The sequence below is a fragment of the Leclercia sp. genome (assembly GCF_036780805.1).
Classification (GTDB): Bacteria; Pseudomonadota; Gammaproteobacteria; order Enterobacterales; family Enterobacteriaceae; genus Enterobacter.
Map to the genome: position 1 here is coordinate 98,892 of NZ_DAIQCE010000008.1, position 14,768 is coordinate 113,659.

The 14,768-nt window shown below is 58.0% G+C and carries 13 protein-coding genes and 1 other RNA gene; 4 read left to right on the forward strand and 10 right to left on the reverse strand.

Translation table 11 applies throughout. From position 1 onward, the window contains the following. Nucleotides 1–7: 7 nt before the first annotated feature. From V7Q49_RS17425 to V7Q49_RS17460, 8 genes are all read right to left on the reverse strand, one after another. Entirely contained in the window at nucleotides 8–751 is a 744-nt protein-coding gene (locus V7Q49_RS17425; RefSeq protein WP_333853876.1) for an SDR family oxidoreductase, read from the reverse strand. A 69-nt stretch (nucleotides 752–820) separates the two neighbouring features. Then, nucleotides 821–3,694: an aminomethyl-transferring glycine dehydrogenase gene (gene gcvP, locus V7Q49_RS17430; protein WP_333853878.1), complete on the reverse strand. Its 2,874-nt coding sequence runs from the start codon at nucleotides 3,692–3,694 to the stop codon at nucleotides 821–823. A 126-nt stretch (nucleotides 3,695–3,820) separates the two neighbouring features. Further along, nucleotides 3,821–4,210 carry a glycine cleavage system protein GcvH gene (gene gcvH / locus V7Q49_RS17435; protein ID WP_039029826.1) on the reverse strand — a complete coding sequence of 130 codons (390 nt, stop codon included), beginning with the start codon at nucleotides 4,208–4,210 and terminating at the stop codon, nucleotides 3,821–3,823. A gap of 23 nt (nucleotides 4,211–4,233) precedes the next feature. After that, the gene (gene gcvT, locus V7Q49_RS17440) at nucleotides 4,234–5,328 is read right to left on the reverse strand and encodes a glycine cleavage system aminomethyltransferase GcvT (protein ID WP_333853881.1); all 1,095 of its coding nucleotides are present in this window, start codon (nucleotides 5,326–5,328) and stop codon (nucleotides 4,234–4,236) included. A gap of 428 nt (nucleotides 5,329–5,756) precedes the next feature. Beyond that, the gene (ubiI, locus tag V7Q49_RS17445) at nucleotides 5,757–6,959 is read right to left on the reverse strand and encodes an FAD-dependent 2-octaprenylphenol hydroxylase (protein WP_333853883.1); all 1,203 of its coding nucleotides are present in this window, start codon (nucleotides 6,957–6,959) and stop codon (nucleotides 5,757–5,759) included. 12 nt (nucleotides 6,960–6,971) lie between these two features. Beyond that, complete coding sequence (ubiH, locus tag V7Q49_RS17450; RefSeq protein ID WP_333853885.1) at nucleotides 6,972–8,150, reverse strand: 2-octaprenyl-6-methoxyphenyl hydroxylase; 1,179 nt, start codon at nucleotides 8,148–8,150, stop codon at nucleotides 6,972–6,974. Next, nucleotides 8,147–9,460, reverse strand: a complete 1,314-nt coding sequence (pepP, locus tag V7Q49_RS17455; RefSeq protein ID WP_333853887.1) for a Xaa-Pro aminopeptidase — start codon at nucleotides 9,458–9,460, stop codon at nucleotides 8,147–8,149. The genes ubiH and pepP overlap by 4 nt, the downstream gene beginning before the upstream one ends. A gap of 21 nt (nucleotides 9,461–9,481) precedes the next feature. Continuing rightward, on the reverse strand, nucleotides 9,482–10,060 hold the full coding sequence (locus V7Q49_RS17460) for a YecA/YgfB family protein (RefSeq protein WP_333853889.1): 579 nt from the start codon (nucleotides 10,058–10,060) through the stop codon (nucleotides 9,482–9,484). A 167-nt stretch (nucleotides 10,061–10,227) separates the two neighbouring features. Here V7Q49_RS17460 and zapA point away from each other — a divergent pair, with 167 nt between their 5' ends. From zapA to V7Q49_RS17475, 3 genes are all read left to right on the forward strand, one after another. Beyond that, a complete protein-coding gene (gene zapA, locus V7Q49_RS17465; protein WP_032613890.1) occupies nucleotides 10,228–10,557 on the forward strand; it encodes a cell division protein ZapA in 330 nt (109 codons plus the stop codon). Between the two features lie 41 nt (nucleotides 10,558–10,598). Further along, nucleotides 10,599–10,782: non-coding RNA, 6S RNA (ssrS, locus tag V7Q49_RS17470), on the forward strand. A 25-nt stretch (nucleotides 10,783–10,807) separates the two neighbouring features. After that, nucleotides 10,808–11,404: a 5-formyltetrahydrofolate cyclo-ligase gene (locus V7Q49_RS17475; RefSeq protein WP_333853893.1), complete on the forward strand. Its 597-nt coding sequence runs from the start codon at nucleotides 10,808–10,810 to the stop codon at nucleotides 11,402–11,404. A 100-nt stretch (nucleotides 11,405–11,504) separates the two neighbouring features. On the opposite strand, the gene serA is transcribed toward V7Q49_RS17475, so the two are convergent. Together serA and rpiA are read right to left on the reverse strand one after the other, a co-directional pair. Next, on the reverse strand, nucleotides 11,505–12,737 hold the full coding sequence (gene serA / locus V7Q49_RS17480; RefSeq protein WP_106994369.1) for a phosphoglycerate dehydrogenase: 1,233 nt from the start codon (nucleotides 12,735–12,737) through the stop codon (nucleotides 11,505–11,507). 267 nt (nucleotides 12,738–13,004) lie between these two features. Next, nucleotides 13,005–13,664 (reverse strand): ribose-5-phosphate isomerase RpiA, encoded by a 660-nt coding sequence (rpiA, locus tag V7Q49_RS17485; RefSeq protein ID WP_032613951.1) that lies wholly within the window; start codon nucleotides 13,662–13,664, stop codon nucleotides 13,005–13,007. A gap of 150 nt (nucleotides 13,665–13,814) precedes the next feature. Here rpiA and argP point away from each other — a divergent pair, with 150 nt between their 5' ends. Further along, nucleotides 13,815–14,708 carry a DNA-binding transcriptional regulator ArgP gene (argP, locus tag V7Q49_RS17490; RefSeq protein WP_106994367.1) on the forward strand — a complete coding sequence of 298 codons (894 nt, stop codon included), beginning with the start codon at nucleotides 13,815–13,817 and terminating at the stop codon, nucleotides 14,706–14,708. Nucleotides 14,709–14,768 lie beyond the last annotated feature (60 nt).

Consider the following 14,768-nt stretch of genomic DNA (forward strand, 5'->3'; position numbering starts at 1 on the left):
GAGGGGTTTACTTCCCGCCCGCTAACTCAATAAAACTGCCCGTCACGTACGATGCCTTCTCGCTCAGCAGCCAGACAATCGCCTGGGCCACCTCTTCGGGCTGCCCGCCGCGCTGCATCGGCAGCATCGACTTCACCCGATCCACACGTCCTGGCTCACCGCCGGAGGCATGAATGTCGGTGTAGATCAGCCCCGGACGGACGCAGTTGACCCGAATGCCCTGCGCTGCCACCTCCAGCGCTAACCCGGTGGTAAGGGAGTCCACGGCACCTTTCGACGCTGCGTAATCCACATACTCCCCCGGCGCACCAAGACGTGATGCCGCAGACGAGACGTTGACAATCGCCCCGCCTTTCCCGCCATGCTTCAGCGCCATGCGTTTTACCGCCTCGCGGCAGCAGAGGAAATACCCGGTCACGTTGGTGGCCAGCACCCGGTTAATGCGCTCGGCAGAGAGATTTTCGATGGTGCTCTGCTCGAACAAAATGCCGGCGTTATTAACCAGCGCGGTGAGGAGCTCACCTTCACGATCGAGGCTGTCGAACATCGCCATCACCTGGGCTTCATCACTGATGTCCGCACGCAGGGCAAAGGCTTTACCGCCCTCTTCCACAATCTGAGCGATCACGTCGGTCGCGGCTTTGATGTTGTGGTGATAATTCACCGCCACGGTGTAGCCTTCGCGTGCCAGCTGCAGTGCGGTCGCTTTGCCAATTCCTCGGCTGGCGCCGGTTACAAGTGCGATTGCCATTCACTACCTCCAGATAAAAAAAAGCCGGGTGGCGCTTGCGCTTACCCGGCCTACAGTATGGCAGAAAGGTTACTGGTATTCGCTCATCGGCACGCAGGAGCAGAACAGGTTGCGGTCGCCGTAGACGTCATCAAGACGCTTCACGGTCGGCCAGTACTTGTTGGCAACGCCTGCCGGGAAGACCGCCAGCTCGCGGGAGTAAGCGTGATTCCACTCAGCCACCAGCTCGTGCTGGGTGTGCGGGGCGTTGACCAGCGGGTTATCTTCCAGCGTCCATTCGCCATCCTGAACGCGGTCGATCTCAATGCGGATCGCCAGCATCGCGTCGATAAAGCGGTCCAGCTCGGCTTTGCTTTCGGATTCGGTTGGCTCCACCATCAGCGTGCCCGCGACCGGGAACGACATGGTTGGCGCGTGGAAGCCGTAGTCGATCAGACGTTTGGCAATGTCCAGCTCGCTGATGCCGGTCTGCTCTTTCAGCGGACGAATATCCAGAATACATTCGTGAGCCACACGGCCATCGCGGCCGGTATAGAGCACCGGGAAGGCAGACTTCAGACGCGTCGCAATGTAGTTCGCATTGAGGATCGCCACCTGGCTGGCCTGCTTCAGCCCTTCCGCGCCCATCATGCGGATGTACATCCAGCTGATTGGCAGGATAGAGGCGCTACCGAACGGTGCCGCAGAGACCGCCCCCTGACGGGTCAGCATGCCTTCGATCTGCACGACGCTATGGCCTGGGACAAACGGGGCCAGGTGCGCTTTGACACCGATTGGACCCATACCCGGGCCGCCACCGCCGTGCGGAATGCAGAAGGTTTTGTGCAGGTTCAGGTGCGACACGTCCGCGCCGATAAAGCCTGGCGTGGTGATGCCCACCTGGGCGTTCATGTTGGCACCATCGAGGTAAACCTGACCGCCGTGCTGGTGCACGATTTCGCACACTTCACGGATAGTCTCTTCGTACACCCCGTGGGTGGACGGATAGGTCACCATGATGCAGGAGAGCTTATCGCTGGTCTGTTCTGCTTTCGCACGCAGATCAGCCAGATCGATGTTGCCGTTTTTATCACAGGCGACAACCACCACTTCCATTCCTGCCATCTGGGCCGATGCCGGGTTGGTGCCGTGGGCGGAGCTTGGGATCAGGCAGATATCGCGATGGCCTTCGTTGCGGCTCTCGTGATAGTGGCGGATCGCCAGCAGACCCGCGTACTCACCCTGCGCGCCGGAGTTCGGCTGCATGCAGAGCGCGTCGTAGCCGGTCAGTTTCACCAGCCAGTCGGAGAGCTGGTTGATCATCATATGATAACCTTCCGCCTGGTCTGCCGGGCAGAACGGGTGCAGCTCAGCAAATTCCGGCCAGGTGATCGGGATCATCTCGGCGGCGGCGTTCAGCTTCATGGTGCAGGAGCCCAGCGGGATCATCGCCTGGTTCAGCGCCAGATCCTTGCGCTCCAGCGAGTGCATGTAGCGCATCATCTCGGTTTCGCTGTGGTAGCGGTTAAACACCGGATGGGCCAGGATTGCGTCGTTACGCAGCATGGTTTCCTGGATGGAGCGGCTGTCGTGCGCCACCTCTTTGTCGAGGGTATCCACATCCAGACCGTGACCTTCGCCCAGCAGGACGTTGAACAGCACCTGAATATCTTCACGAGTGGTGGTCTCATCCAGGGTGATGCTCACGGCATTCAGGATATCGCTGCGCAGGTTAATTTCTGCGGCTTCAGCGCGCGCCAGCACCGCCGCTTTGTCGGCCACTTCAACACACAGGGTATCGAAGAAGTGCGCATGGCGCAGTTTTTGGCCTTTCTGCTGCAGGCCGCAGGCCAGGATATCGGCCAGACGATGAATGCGGCTGGCGATACGCTTCAGGCCAACAGGGCCGTGGAACACAGCGTACAGGCTGGCGATGTTGGCCAGCAGCACCTGTGAGGTACAGATGTTGGAGTTCGCTTTCTCACGACGAATGTGCTGCTCGCGAGTCTGCATCGCCATGCGCAGGGCGGTGTTACCGGCGGCATCTTTCGATACGCCAATAATGCGGCCTGGCATGGAGCGTTTGAATTCATCTTTCGCGGCGAAGAAGGCCGCGTGTGGACCGCCGTAGCCCATCGGCACGCCGAAGCGCTGCGCAGACCCGAAGACAATGTCTGCGCCCTGTTTGCCTGGAGCCGTTAACAGCACCAGCGCCATAAAATCGGCCGCCACGCTGACGACGATTTTGCGCGCCTTCAGTTCTGTAATCAGAGTGCCGTAGTCGTGGACTTCACCGGTGGTACCCACCTGCTGCAGCAGCACGCCGAACACGTCCTGGTGATCCAGCACTTTATCAGCGTCATCAACAATCACCTCGAAGCCAAAGGTCTCCGCACGGGTACGCACCACGTCGAGGGTTTGCGGGTGAACGTCGGCGGCAACGAAGAAGCGGTTAGCGCCCTTCAGTTTGCTGACGCGTTTTGCCATCGCCATCGCTTCTGCGGCGGCAGTGGCTTCATCCAGCAGCGAGGCCGAGGCGATGTCCAGACCGGTCAGATCAAGGGTGACCTGCTGGAAATTGAGCAGCGCTTCCAGACGCCCCTGAGACACTTCCGGCTGATACGGGGTGTAGGCGGTGTACCAGCCCGGGTTTTCCAGCATGTTGCGCAGGATCACCGGCGGCAACTGCACGTTGGTGTAACCTATGCCAATGTAAGACTTAAAGCGCTTGTTCAGGCTGGCAATGCCTTTCAGTTCCGCCAGCGCAGCGTATTCAGTGGTCGATTCACCTACCTGCGGCGGGGTGTCGAGCTGAATATCCTTAGGCACGATCTGGCCGATCAGTGCGTTGAGCGAATCCGCGCCAACCGTCTTCAGCATCTCCTGCTGTTGTTGAGCATCCGGCCCAATGTGACGTTCAATGAAGGCGCCACGGTTTTCAAGCTGGCTTAAAGTCTGTGTCATGAGCGATGGTTCCTGAAACGTGCAGTGAATGTGTTTTCTCCCTCTCCCTAAGGGAGAGGGCTGGGGTGAGGGTGTCGTCTGTTCCCCTCACCCTACCCTCTCCCCACAGGGGAGAGGGATAAAGGTTTACTCGTCTTCCAGTAAGGCTTCGTACGCAGTCGCATCCAGCAGAGCGGCAACTTCCGCTTCGTCGCTGGCTTTAATTTTGAAGATCCAGCCTTCTCCGTATGGCTCGCTGTTGACCAGCTCCGGGGAGTCGCTCAGCGCGTCGTTAACCGCCACAATTTCGCCGCCCACTGGCGCATAGATATCAGAAGCGGCTTTAACGGATTCCGCCACGGCGCAGTCGTCGCCCGCGGTGACGGTCGCGCCCACTTCCGGCAGATCCACAAAGACCATGTCACCTAACAGCTCCTGAGCATGCTCGGTGATCCCAACGGTGTAGGTGCCGTCGGCTTCTTTGCGCAGCCACTCGTGTTCTTTGCTGTATTTCAGTTCTGCTGGCACATTGCTCATTGAATTTCTCCTGATAAAAATAATTAGGCGACCGGTTTACCGGCGCGAACAAAAATCGGTTTGGTCACGCGGACCGGCATTTCGCGGTTGCGGATCTGCACCACGGCAGTCTCGCCAATACCCGCCGGCACACGCGCCAGAGCAATACTGTAACCCAGCGTCGGGGAGAAGGTGCCGCTGGTGATAATGCCTTCGCAGTGGTTGCCATTGGCGTCGGTGAAGCGTACCGGCAGCTCGCCGCGCAGCACGCCTTTCTCGGTCATGACCAGGCCAACCAGCTGTTCGGTGCCCTTCTCACGCTGCTGTTCCAGCACTTCACGACCGATAAAGTCGCGATCGGCCGGTTCCCACGCAATGGTCCAGCCCATGTTGGCCGCCAGCGGAGAGACGCCTTCGTCCATCTCCTGGCCGTACAAATTCATCCCGGCTTCCAGACGCAGGGTATCGCGCGCGCCCAGACCGGCCGGCTTAACGCCCGCTTCCACCAGCGCACGCCAGAAATCGGCCGCTTTTTCGTTCGGCATTGCAATTTCATAGCCCGCTTCGCCGGTATAGCCGGTGGTAGCCACAAACAGTTCGCCCGCCTGCACGCCAAAGAACGGCTTCATGCCCTCGGTGGCTTGACGCTGTTCATCAGTGAACAGTGACGCGGCTTTCGCCTGCGCGTTCGGCCCCTGGACCGCGATCAGCGACAGGTCATCACGCACGGTGATGTCAATGGCGTAAGGTTCAGCGTGCTGAGTGATCCAGGCGAGGTCTTTTTCACGGGTGGCGGAGTTAACAACGAGGCGGAAGAAATCATCGGTGAGGTAATAAACAATCAGGTCGTCAATCACGCCGCCGGAGGCATTCAGCATGCCGGAATAGAGCGCTTTGCCCGGCTTCGTGAGTTTGGCCACGTCGTTCGCCAGCAGATAGCGCAGAAACTCCCGGGTGCGGCTGCCGTGCAGATCGACAATGGTCATATGCGAGACGTCGAACATACCGGCATCGGTGCGCACCGCATGATGCTCATCAATCTGCGAACCATAATGCAGCGGCATCATCCAGCCATGGAAATCGACCATGCGCGCACCGCATAAGGTGTGTTGTTCGTACAAAGGCGTCTGTTGAGCCATCTTTTCCTCGTTGAATAAGCTGGGCTGTCTTGCGTTTTATGCTGAAAAATTCATCACAAAACCCGGCATCGGCACCACTCCCGGACGCCGACGCAAACGTTCTCTTTAACCTGAACTTACCACCGAAAATGGTGGTTAACCATAAGGCAAAGTGGGTCATCACATTAGCTTATGGTCAAAAATGCCAGCAAAGCGTACAGAGTTATTCACTATAAAAATGCGAAACGTTCCGCACAAAAGCAAAGTCTATAAGAGCATATTTAGCATGGGCTGATATTTAGTGCGGAAAAACGCGCGGAATTTCCGTAACATAAAAATAGCCAGATTAGATAATCTAATGCGAAAAAGTCAGTGAAATTAGATTATTTCAAACGAGGGAATTTCCCCGGCGCAGAGGCCGGGCAAATAAAGTGTGACGAGGTTCTAAATTAGCGTAGCCAGTCCGGCAGGTCGTTAAGACCCATCGCCTGACGCAGGAGTTGTGGTTTGACGCCCGGGAGGGTGTCGGCCAGTTTCAGGCCGAGATCGCGCAGCAGTTTTTTCGCCGGATTGGCACCGGCAAAGAGTTCGCGGAACCCCTGCATGCCCGCCAGCATCATCGCCGCACTGTGCTTACGGCTGCGCTCGTACCGACGCAGATACAGATGCTGACCAATATCCTTGCCCTCGCGATGCAGGCGGCGCAGTTCATTCACCAGCTCGGCGGCATCCATAAAGCCCAGATTCACGCCCTGCCCGGCCAGCGGATGAATGGTATGCGCCGCGTCGCCAACCAGCGCCAGACGGTGCGCCGCGAACTGACGCGCATAGCGGCCGGTTAATGGAAACACCTGACGCTCGCTTTCGACGGCACAGAGCCCCAGCCGGTTATCAAAGGCCACACACAGGGCCTGATTAAACTCGTCGGCTGAGGCCTCCTGCATCTGCTGAGCCTTCTCGGGGGACAGCGACCAGACGATGGAGCAAAGATGCGGATCGCTAAGGGGCAGGAAGGCGAGGATGCCGTCGTTGTGGAAAATCTGCCGGGCCACGGCCTGATGCGGCTCTGCGGTGCGGATGGTGGCGACCAGCGCGTGATGGCGATAGTCCCAGTACGTCAGCGGAATGTCGGCTTTGTTGCGCAGCCAGGAGTTTGCGCCATCAGCTCCCACCACCAGGCGCGCGGTCAGCATGTCGCCGTTTTGCAGGGTAATAAAGGCATCGTTTTCACCCCAGGCTACCTGCTGCAGCTGAGCGGGGGCCATCAGCGTGACGTCGCTGCACTGCTGCGCTTTCTGCCACAGCGCATGGTGAATCACCGCATTTTCGATGATATGGCCGAGATGGCTGTAACCCATGCTCTCATCATCAAAGGCGATATGGCCGAAGCTGTCTTTATCCCACACTTCCATCCCGTGATAGCAGCTGGCACGCTGAGCGATAATATCTGACCAGACGCCGATGCGGGTCAGCAGCTTTTCACTGGCGGCGTTTATCGCCGAGACACGGAGTTCAGGCGGCGCATCGGAAGCGACAGGCTGAGGCTGTTTCTGCTCCAGCACCGCCACGCGCAGACCGCTACCCTGCAGACCGCAGGCCAGCGCCAGTCCTACCATTCCGCCACCGACAATGGCGACATCAACATTCTGCACTATGTTTACTCCTTAGCGAGCGACCCAACCGAGAGTCCTCTGCGCCAGCACATCGCGTGCCGGAATGAATAATTCCATTGCCATCAGCCCCAGGTTACGCCCTGCAACCAGCGGCGCCCAGCGATTGGCAAACAGATGCACCAGCCCGTCGGTGACGCCGATGGTGGCTTCTTTATCTGCCTGACGTCGTGTCTGATACTGGCACAGCACCGGATACGCGCCGCAATCCTGCTGTTGGGCAAAGGCCTGCGCCAGCGTTTCAGCCAGGCTCATCACATCGCGCAGCCCGAGGTTAAAACCCTGTCCGGCGATGGGGTGTAGCGTTTGCGCCGCATTGCCCACCAGCGCAACGCGATGGGAGACAGACTGCGACGCCGTGGTTAAAGCCAGCGGATAGATCGAACGCTTCCCGGCATGAGTGATACGCCCCAGCCGCCAGCCAAAGGCTTTTTGCAGCTCGGCGCAGAAGCGTTCGTCAGACCAGGCCTGCACGTCATCCGCCTTTTCCAGCGGATGGCACCAGACCAGCGAGCTGCGCCCCTGCGACATCGGCAGCATGGCCAGCGGGCCGTATTGGGTAAAACGTTCAAAAGCGCGGCCACGGTGTGGCTCGGCGGTGGCGACGTTGGCGATCACCGCCAGCTGATGGTACGGCTGCTGCTGCCACTGGATCCCACACTGCTGGCCGAGCGCCGAACGGGAGCCGTCGGCAGCCACCAGCAGTTGTCCCTCGAGCGTACTGCCGTCATCCAGCGTGACGCTGACCGCGGTTTCGCTGCGGGTGAAGTGTTCCACGCGCGCCGGGCAATGCAGCGTCACGCCAGGGGCATCCTGCAACAGGCGGAACAGGCGCAGCCCCACATCGTGCAGCTCAACCACCTGCCCCAGCGCATCAATGTGATAATCCTGCGCCTCAAGGGTAACAAACCCGGCGTGGCCCCGGTCGCTGACGTGAACGGTTTCAATAGCGGTGGCACAATCGGCAATCGCCTGCCAGATGCCGCTGCGGGCCAGCTGCTGGCAGGTGCCCTGTGCCAGGGCGATAGCGCGGCCATCAAACCCCGGGTGGCCGTTCGACTGCGGCGCCACGGCCTCAACCAGATGGACCGGAAGCTTGCCCTCAGTCAGGGTGGAGATCGTCAGCGCCAGGGTGGCGCCCGTCATGCCTCCGCCAACGATGATGATGCTCATGGGCGTGCCGCCGCCATCAGGGCTTCAATCTCATCGGCGTTTTTCACCACCGAAGCCGTCAGGTTTTCGTTACCGGTTTCAGTGATGACGATGTCATCTTCGATACGAATGCCGATCCCGCGATACTCGGCGGGCACGTCGGCATCCGGGGCGATATAGAGCCCCGGTTCCACGGTCAGCACCATTCCAGGCTCCAGCACGCGCGAACGTTCCGGGCCGTAGACGCCCACATCGTGCACATCCAGTCCCAGCCAGTGGCTCAGGCCATGCATAAAGAAGGGACGGTGAGCGTTCTCGGCGATCAACTGCTCGACGTCGCCGTTGAGGATCCCCAGATCCACCAGGCCGCTAATCATAATGCGCACCACTTCGCCGGTGACCTCCTGAATGGAGGTGCCGGGACGGAACAGCATCAGCGCGGTGTCCAGCGACTGCAGGACGATGTCGTAGATGGCGCGTTGGGCCGGGGTAAATTTGCCGTTGACCGGGAAGGTGCGGGTGATATCTCCGGCATAGCCGTTAAATTCACATCCGGCGTCGATCAGCACCAGATCGCCATCCCGCAGTTCAGATTCGTTTTCGGTGTAATGCAGAATGCAGCCGTTTTCACCGCCGCCGACAATGGTGTTGTACGCCGGATAGCGTGCGCCGTGGCGGGTAAATTCATGATGAATTTCGCCTTCCAGCTGATATTCGAACATCCCCGGACGGCATTTTTGCATCGCCCGGGTATGGGCCAGGGCGCTGATCTCACCCGCGCGACGCATCACATCCAGCTCTTCCGCCGATTTAAACAGGCGCAGCTCGTGAACGGCAGGACGCCAGTCGGTAAGCGTTGCGGGCGCTTTCAGGTTTTGCCGGGAACCTTTGCGCAGCTTATCCAGCGCGGCAAAGACAATCTCGTCGGCATACGCGTATTCACCCTGCGCATGATAGACCGTATCCAGGCCATTGAGCAGCTGATAGAGCTGATCGTCGATCTCGCTGAACGCCAGGGCGCGATCCACGCCCAGCTTTTCCGGCGCGGCCTGCTGGCCCAGACGGCGGCCAAACCAGATCTCAGCGGTGAGATCGCGAACGCGGTTAAACAGCACGCTGTGGTTGTGGGTATCGTGACTTTTAATCAGCACCAGTACCGAATCCGGCTCGTTGAAGCCGGTGAAGTACCAGAAATCACTGCTCTGGCGGTACGGATATTCGCTATCGTTGCTGCGCGTGGCTTCCGGTGCGGCAAAAATCAACGCGGCGCTGCCCGGCTGCATAGTGGCCAGCAGCGCCTGACGGCGGCGAAGATACTCTTGCTGAGTCATGACACCCTCCTGGAATTGTTATTAGTGTAAGGTTGGTTTGCGCACTTCCGGCGCGGTCGGTTTTGTCCGGGTAAACGTATCGTGGCAGAGCAGCGACGCAACGCGCACGTACTCGATGATCTCTTCAAGAGACATCTCCAGCTCTTCCTGATCTTCGTCTTCATCGTAGCCCAGTTGAGCGATGTTACGCAGATCGTCGATAGCCTCTCCGGCCTCGCCCGTCACTTTTTCCAGCTTAGGCTGCGTTACACCCAAGCCTAACAGGTAGTGGTTGACCCAACCGGCCAGCGCATCGGCGCGATCGAACACGCTGACGTCGTCCCCATCAGGCAGATAAAGCTGAAAAAGGAAGCCGTCATCTTCCAGCGCATCGCTGGTTGCGCCATGCATATTGCGCAACGCCTGAGCGAGGTCGTGACCAAACGCCAGACCCTCGTTCGTCAGGTCGTGAACCAGCGGCAGCCATGAGCTGTCGTTGTTTCCACCACACAGCATCCCGCTGATCAGACCGTGCATTTCAGCCGGGGTCAAACCCACGCCCTGCTGGTTCAGTAACTGGCTAACTTCGTTGTAACCAGGCATTTCGTTCTGTATAGACATGAGCATTCGTCATCAATGGGAGGAATATTCATGATATGCTACCACTTTGGACCCTGGTGAACCAGAATAGGGCTTGTTTCTACCCGCCAGGGTAGCTATAGTGTCGCCCCTTCGCAGCCCCCGGAAGCGGATGTGAAGGCAGCGCAGTCAAACAGCAGGAAGGTGGCATGTCTGCACAACCCGTCGATATCCAAATTTTTGGCCGTTCGCTGCGAGTGAATTGTCCGCCTGAACAAAGGGATGCTTTGAATCAGGCTGCGGATGATTTGAATCAGCGGTTGCAAGATTTAAAAGAACGCACTAGAGTCACAAATACTGAGCAGCTGGTCTTCATCGCCGCGTTGAACATCAGTTATGAACTGGCTCAGGAAAAAGCGAAGACCCGCGATTACGCGGCGAGCATGGAACAACGTATTAAAATGCTCCAGCAGACCATTGAACAGGCATTGCTTGATCAGGGTCGCATTACTGACAGACCGGGGCAAAACTTTGAATAACACTTCGTGGTCTACTATGGTAGAGTGACCCTGAAGGAAAAATTTCTCTGAGATGTTCGCATGCGGGCCAGTCCCCTGAGCCGATATTTCATACCACAAGAATGTGGCGCTCCATGGTTGGTGAGCATGCTCGGTTCGTCCGAGAAGCCTTAAAACTATGACGACACATTCACCTTGAACCAAGGGTTCAAGGGTTACAGCCTGCGGCGGCATCTCGGAGATTCCCTCACCTTTCTACCCAGCGACTACCATGACGCAACTTCCTGAAGTTCCTGCCTCACGTCAACACATCCGTCAGTTTATTCGTCAGCAACGCAGAGCTTTATCGCCTCAACAGCAAGCCCATTTCGCACAGCAAGCCGCGGCACGCATGATGGCCTATCCGCCCGTCGTGATGGCGCATACCATTGCCCTGTTCCTCTCTTTTGATGGCGAACTCGATACTCAACCGCTGATCGATGAACTCTGGCGTGCCGGGAAAAAGGTCTATCTGCCGGTACTGCACCCATTCAGTCCGGGGAATCTGCTGTTTCTGCACTACCATCCTCACAGCGAGCTGGTGGTGAATCGTCTGAAAATCACTGAACCAAAGCTGGACGTGCGCGACGTGCTGCCGCTTGCACAGCTGGACGTGCTGGTCACGCCGCTGGTGGCGTTTGATGAGAGCGGTCAGCGTCTGGGGATGGGCGGCGGTTTTTACGATCGCACGCTGCAGAACTGGCAGCAGTACGGCTTACAGCCCGTGGGCTATGCGCATGATTGTCAGGGGGTGGAAAAATTGCCGGTAGAGAAATGGGATATTCCGCTGCCTGCGGTGGTGACACCGTCGAAGATTTGGCTGTGGTGAAAAAGCCGGGTGGCGGCTGCGCCTTACCCGGCCTACATAAACCCTCGGACTTTGTAGGTCGGGTAAGCGCAAGCGCCACCCGACACCACAAACCGCATAATTAATACAACAGGCGCGCGCGAATCGTCCCCGGAATAGCCTTCATCCCCTGCAGCGCTTTCTCTGCCACATCTTCATCCGCTTCGATATCGATAACCACATAACCCATCTGCGCGTTAGTTTGCAGATACTGTGCGGCGATGTTCACGCCCTGCTCAGCGAAGATCTGGTTAATGGCCGTCAGCACGCCCGGACGGTTTTCATGGATGTGCAGCAGACGACGCCCACCGTGCAGCGGCAGAGATACTTCCGGGAAGTTGACCGCAGACAGGGTTGAACCGTTGTCGGAGTATTTGCTCAGCTTACCGGCCACTTCAAGACCGATATTTTCCTGGGCTTCCTGGGTGGAGCCCCCGATGTGCGGGGTCAGGATCACGTTGTCGAACTCGCACAGCGGCGAGGTGAACGGGTCGCTGTTGGTCGCAGGCTCGGTCGGGAAGACGTCGATCGCCGCCCCTGCCAGATGTTTGCTTTTCAGGGCTTCACACAGCGCAGGGATATCCACCACCGTACCGCGCGCGGCGTTGATCAGCAGCGAGCCCGGCTTCATCAGCGCCAGCTCTTCCGCACCCATCATGTTTTTGGTGGAGGCGTTTTCCGGCACGTGCAGGCTCACCACGTCGCTCATGTTGAGCAGGTCGGAGAGATGCTGAACCTGAGTGGCGTTACCCAGCGGCAGCTTGTTTTCGATGTCGTAGAAGAAGACGTGCATCCCCAGCGATTCCGCCAGAATGCCCAGCTGCGTGCCGATGTGGCCGTAACCGATAATACCCAGCTTTTTACCACGCGCTTCGAAAGAGCCAGATGCCAGTTTGTTCCAGATCCCGCGGTGGGCCTTGGCGTTGGCTTCAGGAATACCACGCAGCAGCAGCAGGAGTTCACCGATCACCAGCTCCGCCACGGAACGGGTGTTGGAGAATGGCGCGTTGAATACAGGAATACCGCGCTTCGCAGCAGCATTCAGATCGACCTGGTTGGTACCGATACAGAAGCAGCCAATCGCAACCAGTTTTTCCGCCGCGGCAATCACATCTTCGGTCAGGTGGGTTCGGGATCGCAGGCCAATGAAGTGGGCATCACGGATCGACTCTTTCAGCTGTTCGGTATCCAGTGCACCTTTGTGAAATTCGATGTTGGTGTAACCTGCCGCACGAAGGTTATCCAGTGCTTTCTGATGCACCCCTTCGACCAGCAGAAATTTAATCTTGTCTTTCTCCAGTGATACCTTTGCCATTTCCCCGACCCTGTCTGATTGTCTGAACTGTTGTTGTGCTGGATTGAAATCCGCTTCAGCCAACATATCAAAAAAAACTATTGCAGCAATATGAACGTTTGCGTCGGCACTCTGAAGAAATGTCATACAGCGTCAAATGGCAGTGAATAATGCTGCGGAGCAATAAGAAAGCGGCAGGATCGTCAGGAGAGGGTTAGAAATGTGACACAAGTCACCGAATATCGCTGTTGCAAAAAAAGTTAGCGGGGGGAAGCTCCCCCCGTCAGATCATTTCACGATGGTTTTAACGCCATCGGCGGTGCCGATCAGGGCGACATCCGCGCCACGGTTGGCGAATAACCCTACGGTTACCACGCCTGGCAGGCCGTTGATGGCATTCTCCAGCGCCACGGCATCGAGGATCTCCAGACCGTGAACGTCCAGAATCACGTTACCGTTGTCTGTTACCACGCCCTGACGGTATTCCGGACGCCCGCCCAGCTTCACCAGTTCACGGGCGACCGCGCTGCGCGCCATCGGGATCACTTCAACCGGCAGCGGGAAGTTGCCGAGGATATCGACCTGCTTGGAGGCATCGGCGATACAGATAAACTTGTCCGCCACGGAGGCGATGATTTTCTCGCGCGTCAGCGCCGCACCACCACCTTTAATCATCTGCATATGACCGTTAATCTCATCCGCGCCGTCGACGTAAATCCCCAGACGGTCAACTTCATTGAGATCGAAAACGGTGATCCCCAGGCTTTTCAGCTTTTCCGTGGAGGCATCGGAGCTGGAAACCGCGCCCTCGATCTGGCCCTTCATCGTACCCAGCGCATCAATAAAGTGTGCTGCCGTTGACCCTGTGCCCACGCCGACAATGGTACCCGGCTGTACATACTGGAGAGCGGCCCATCCTACTGCTTTTTTCAGTTCATCCTGCGTCATGATCTCTTGCCCGTGGTGATTTTGCGTGACGCGCATTATAGAGCATTCGCCTGCGCCATGTGATCTGCGGGGTCACCAATTTCGTCTGTATCAAACATAAATTTATGTCATAGTGCGAAGTATTGAATTTTTTGGGAGTCAGCCAGAGCAATGAAACGTCCGGACTACAGAACATTACAGGCGCTTGATGCCGTTATTCGTGAACGCGGATTCGAACGCGCAGCACAAAAGCTGTGCATTACCCAATCCGCGGTTTCACAACGAATCAAACAGCTTGAGAACATGTTCGGGCAGCCGCTGCTGGTTCGTACCGTGCCGCCGCGTCCAACCGAACAGGGGCAAAAGCTGCTGGCGCTGCTGCGTCAGGTTGAGCTACTGGAAGATGAGTGGCTGGGCGATGAACAGACCGGCTCTACGCCGCTGCTGCTCTCTCTGGCGGTCAACGCCGACAGTCTGGCAACCTGGCTCCTCCCTGCCCTTGCCCCGGTGCTGGCCGATTCCCCCATCCGTCTGAATTTACAGGTAGAAGACGAAACCCGCACCCAGGAGCGCCTGCGCCGCGGTGAAGTGGTAGGTGCGGTCAGTATCCAGCCTCAGGCGCTGCCAAGCTGCCTGGTGGATCAGCTGGGGGCGCTGGATTATCTTTTCGTCGGCTCGAAAGCCTTTGCCGAGCGTTACTTCCCGAATGGCGTCACCCGCGCGGCGCTGCTGAAAGCGCCTGCCGTGGCCTTTGACCATCTGGATGATATGCATCAGGCATTTTTACAGCAGAACTTCGACCTGCCGCCCGGCAGCGTACCCTGCCATATCGTTAACTCCTCCGAGGCCTTCGTGCAGCTGGCACGTCAGGGCACAACCTGCTGCATGATCCCGCATCTGCAGATCGAGAAAGAGCTGAACAGCGGCGAACTGATCGACCTGACGCCGGGCTTACACCAGCGCCGCATGCTCTACTGGCACCGCTTTGCGCCGGAAAGCCGGATGATGCGCAACGTCACCGATGCGCTACTGGCTCACGGGCATAAAGTCCTGCGCCAGGATTAATAAAAAAGCCGGGTCGCATTAACGCTGACCCGGCCTGTTATCGGTTCTGAAAAACAAAAC

Coding starts and splice junctions, on each gene's coding strand:
- V7Q49_RS17425 (WP_333853876.1), bottom strand. CDS start 751: ATGGCAATCGCACTTGTAACCGGCGCCAGCCGAGGAATTGGCAAAGCG.
- V7Q49_RS17460 (WP_333853889.1), bottom strand. CDS start 10,060: ATGTCTATACAGAACGAAATGCCTGGTTACAACGAAGTTAGCCAGTTA.
- zapA (WP_032613890.1), top strand. CDS start 10,228: ATGTCTGCACAACCCGTCGATATCCAAATTTTTGGCCGTTCGCTGCGA.
- ubiH (WP_333853885.1), bottom strand. CDS start 8,150: ATGAGCATCATCATCGTTGGCGGAGGCATGACGGGCGCCACCCTGGCG.
- pepP (WP_333853887.1), bottom strand. CDS start 9,460: ATGACTCAGCAAGAGTATCTTCGCCGCCGTCAGGCGCTGCTGGCCACT.
- serA (WP_106994369.1), bottom strand. CDS start 12,737: ATGGCAAAGGTATCACTGGAGAAAGACAAGATTAAATTTCTGCTGGTC.
- gcvT (WP_333853881.1), bottom strand. CDS start 5,328: ATGGCTCAACAGACGCCTTTGTACGAACAACACACCTTATGCGGTGCG.
- argP (WP_106994367.1), top strand. CDS start 13,815: ATGAAACGTCCGGACTACAGAACATTACAGGCGCTTGATGCCGTTATT.
- gcvP (WP_333853878.1), bottom strand. CDS start 3,694: ATGACACAGACTTTAAGCCAGCTTGAAAACCGTGGCGCCTTCATTGAA.
- gcvH (WP_039029826.1), bottom strand. CDS start 4,210: ATGAGCAATGTGCCAGCAGAACTGAAATACAGCAAAGAACACGAGTGG.
- rpiA (WP_032613951.1), bottom strand. CDS start 13,664: ATGACGCAGGATGAACTGAAAAAAGCAGTAGGATGGGCCGCTCTCCAG.
- V7Q49_RS17475 (WP_333853893.1), top strand. CDS start 10,808: ATGACGCAACTTCCTGAAGTTCCTGCCTCACGTCAACACATCCGTCAG.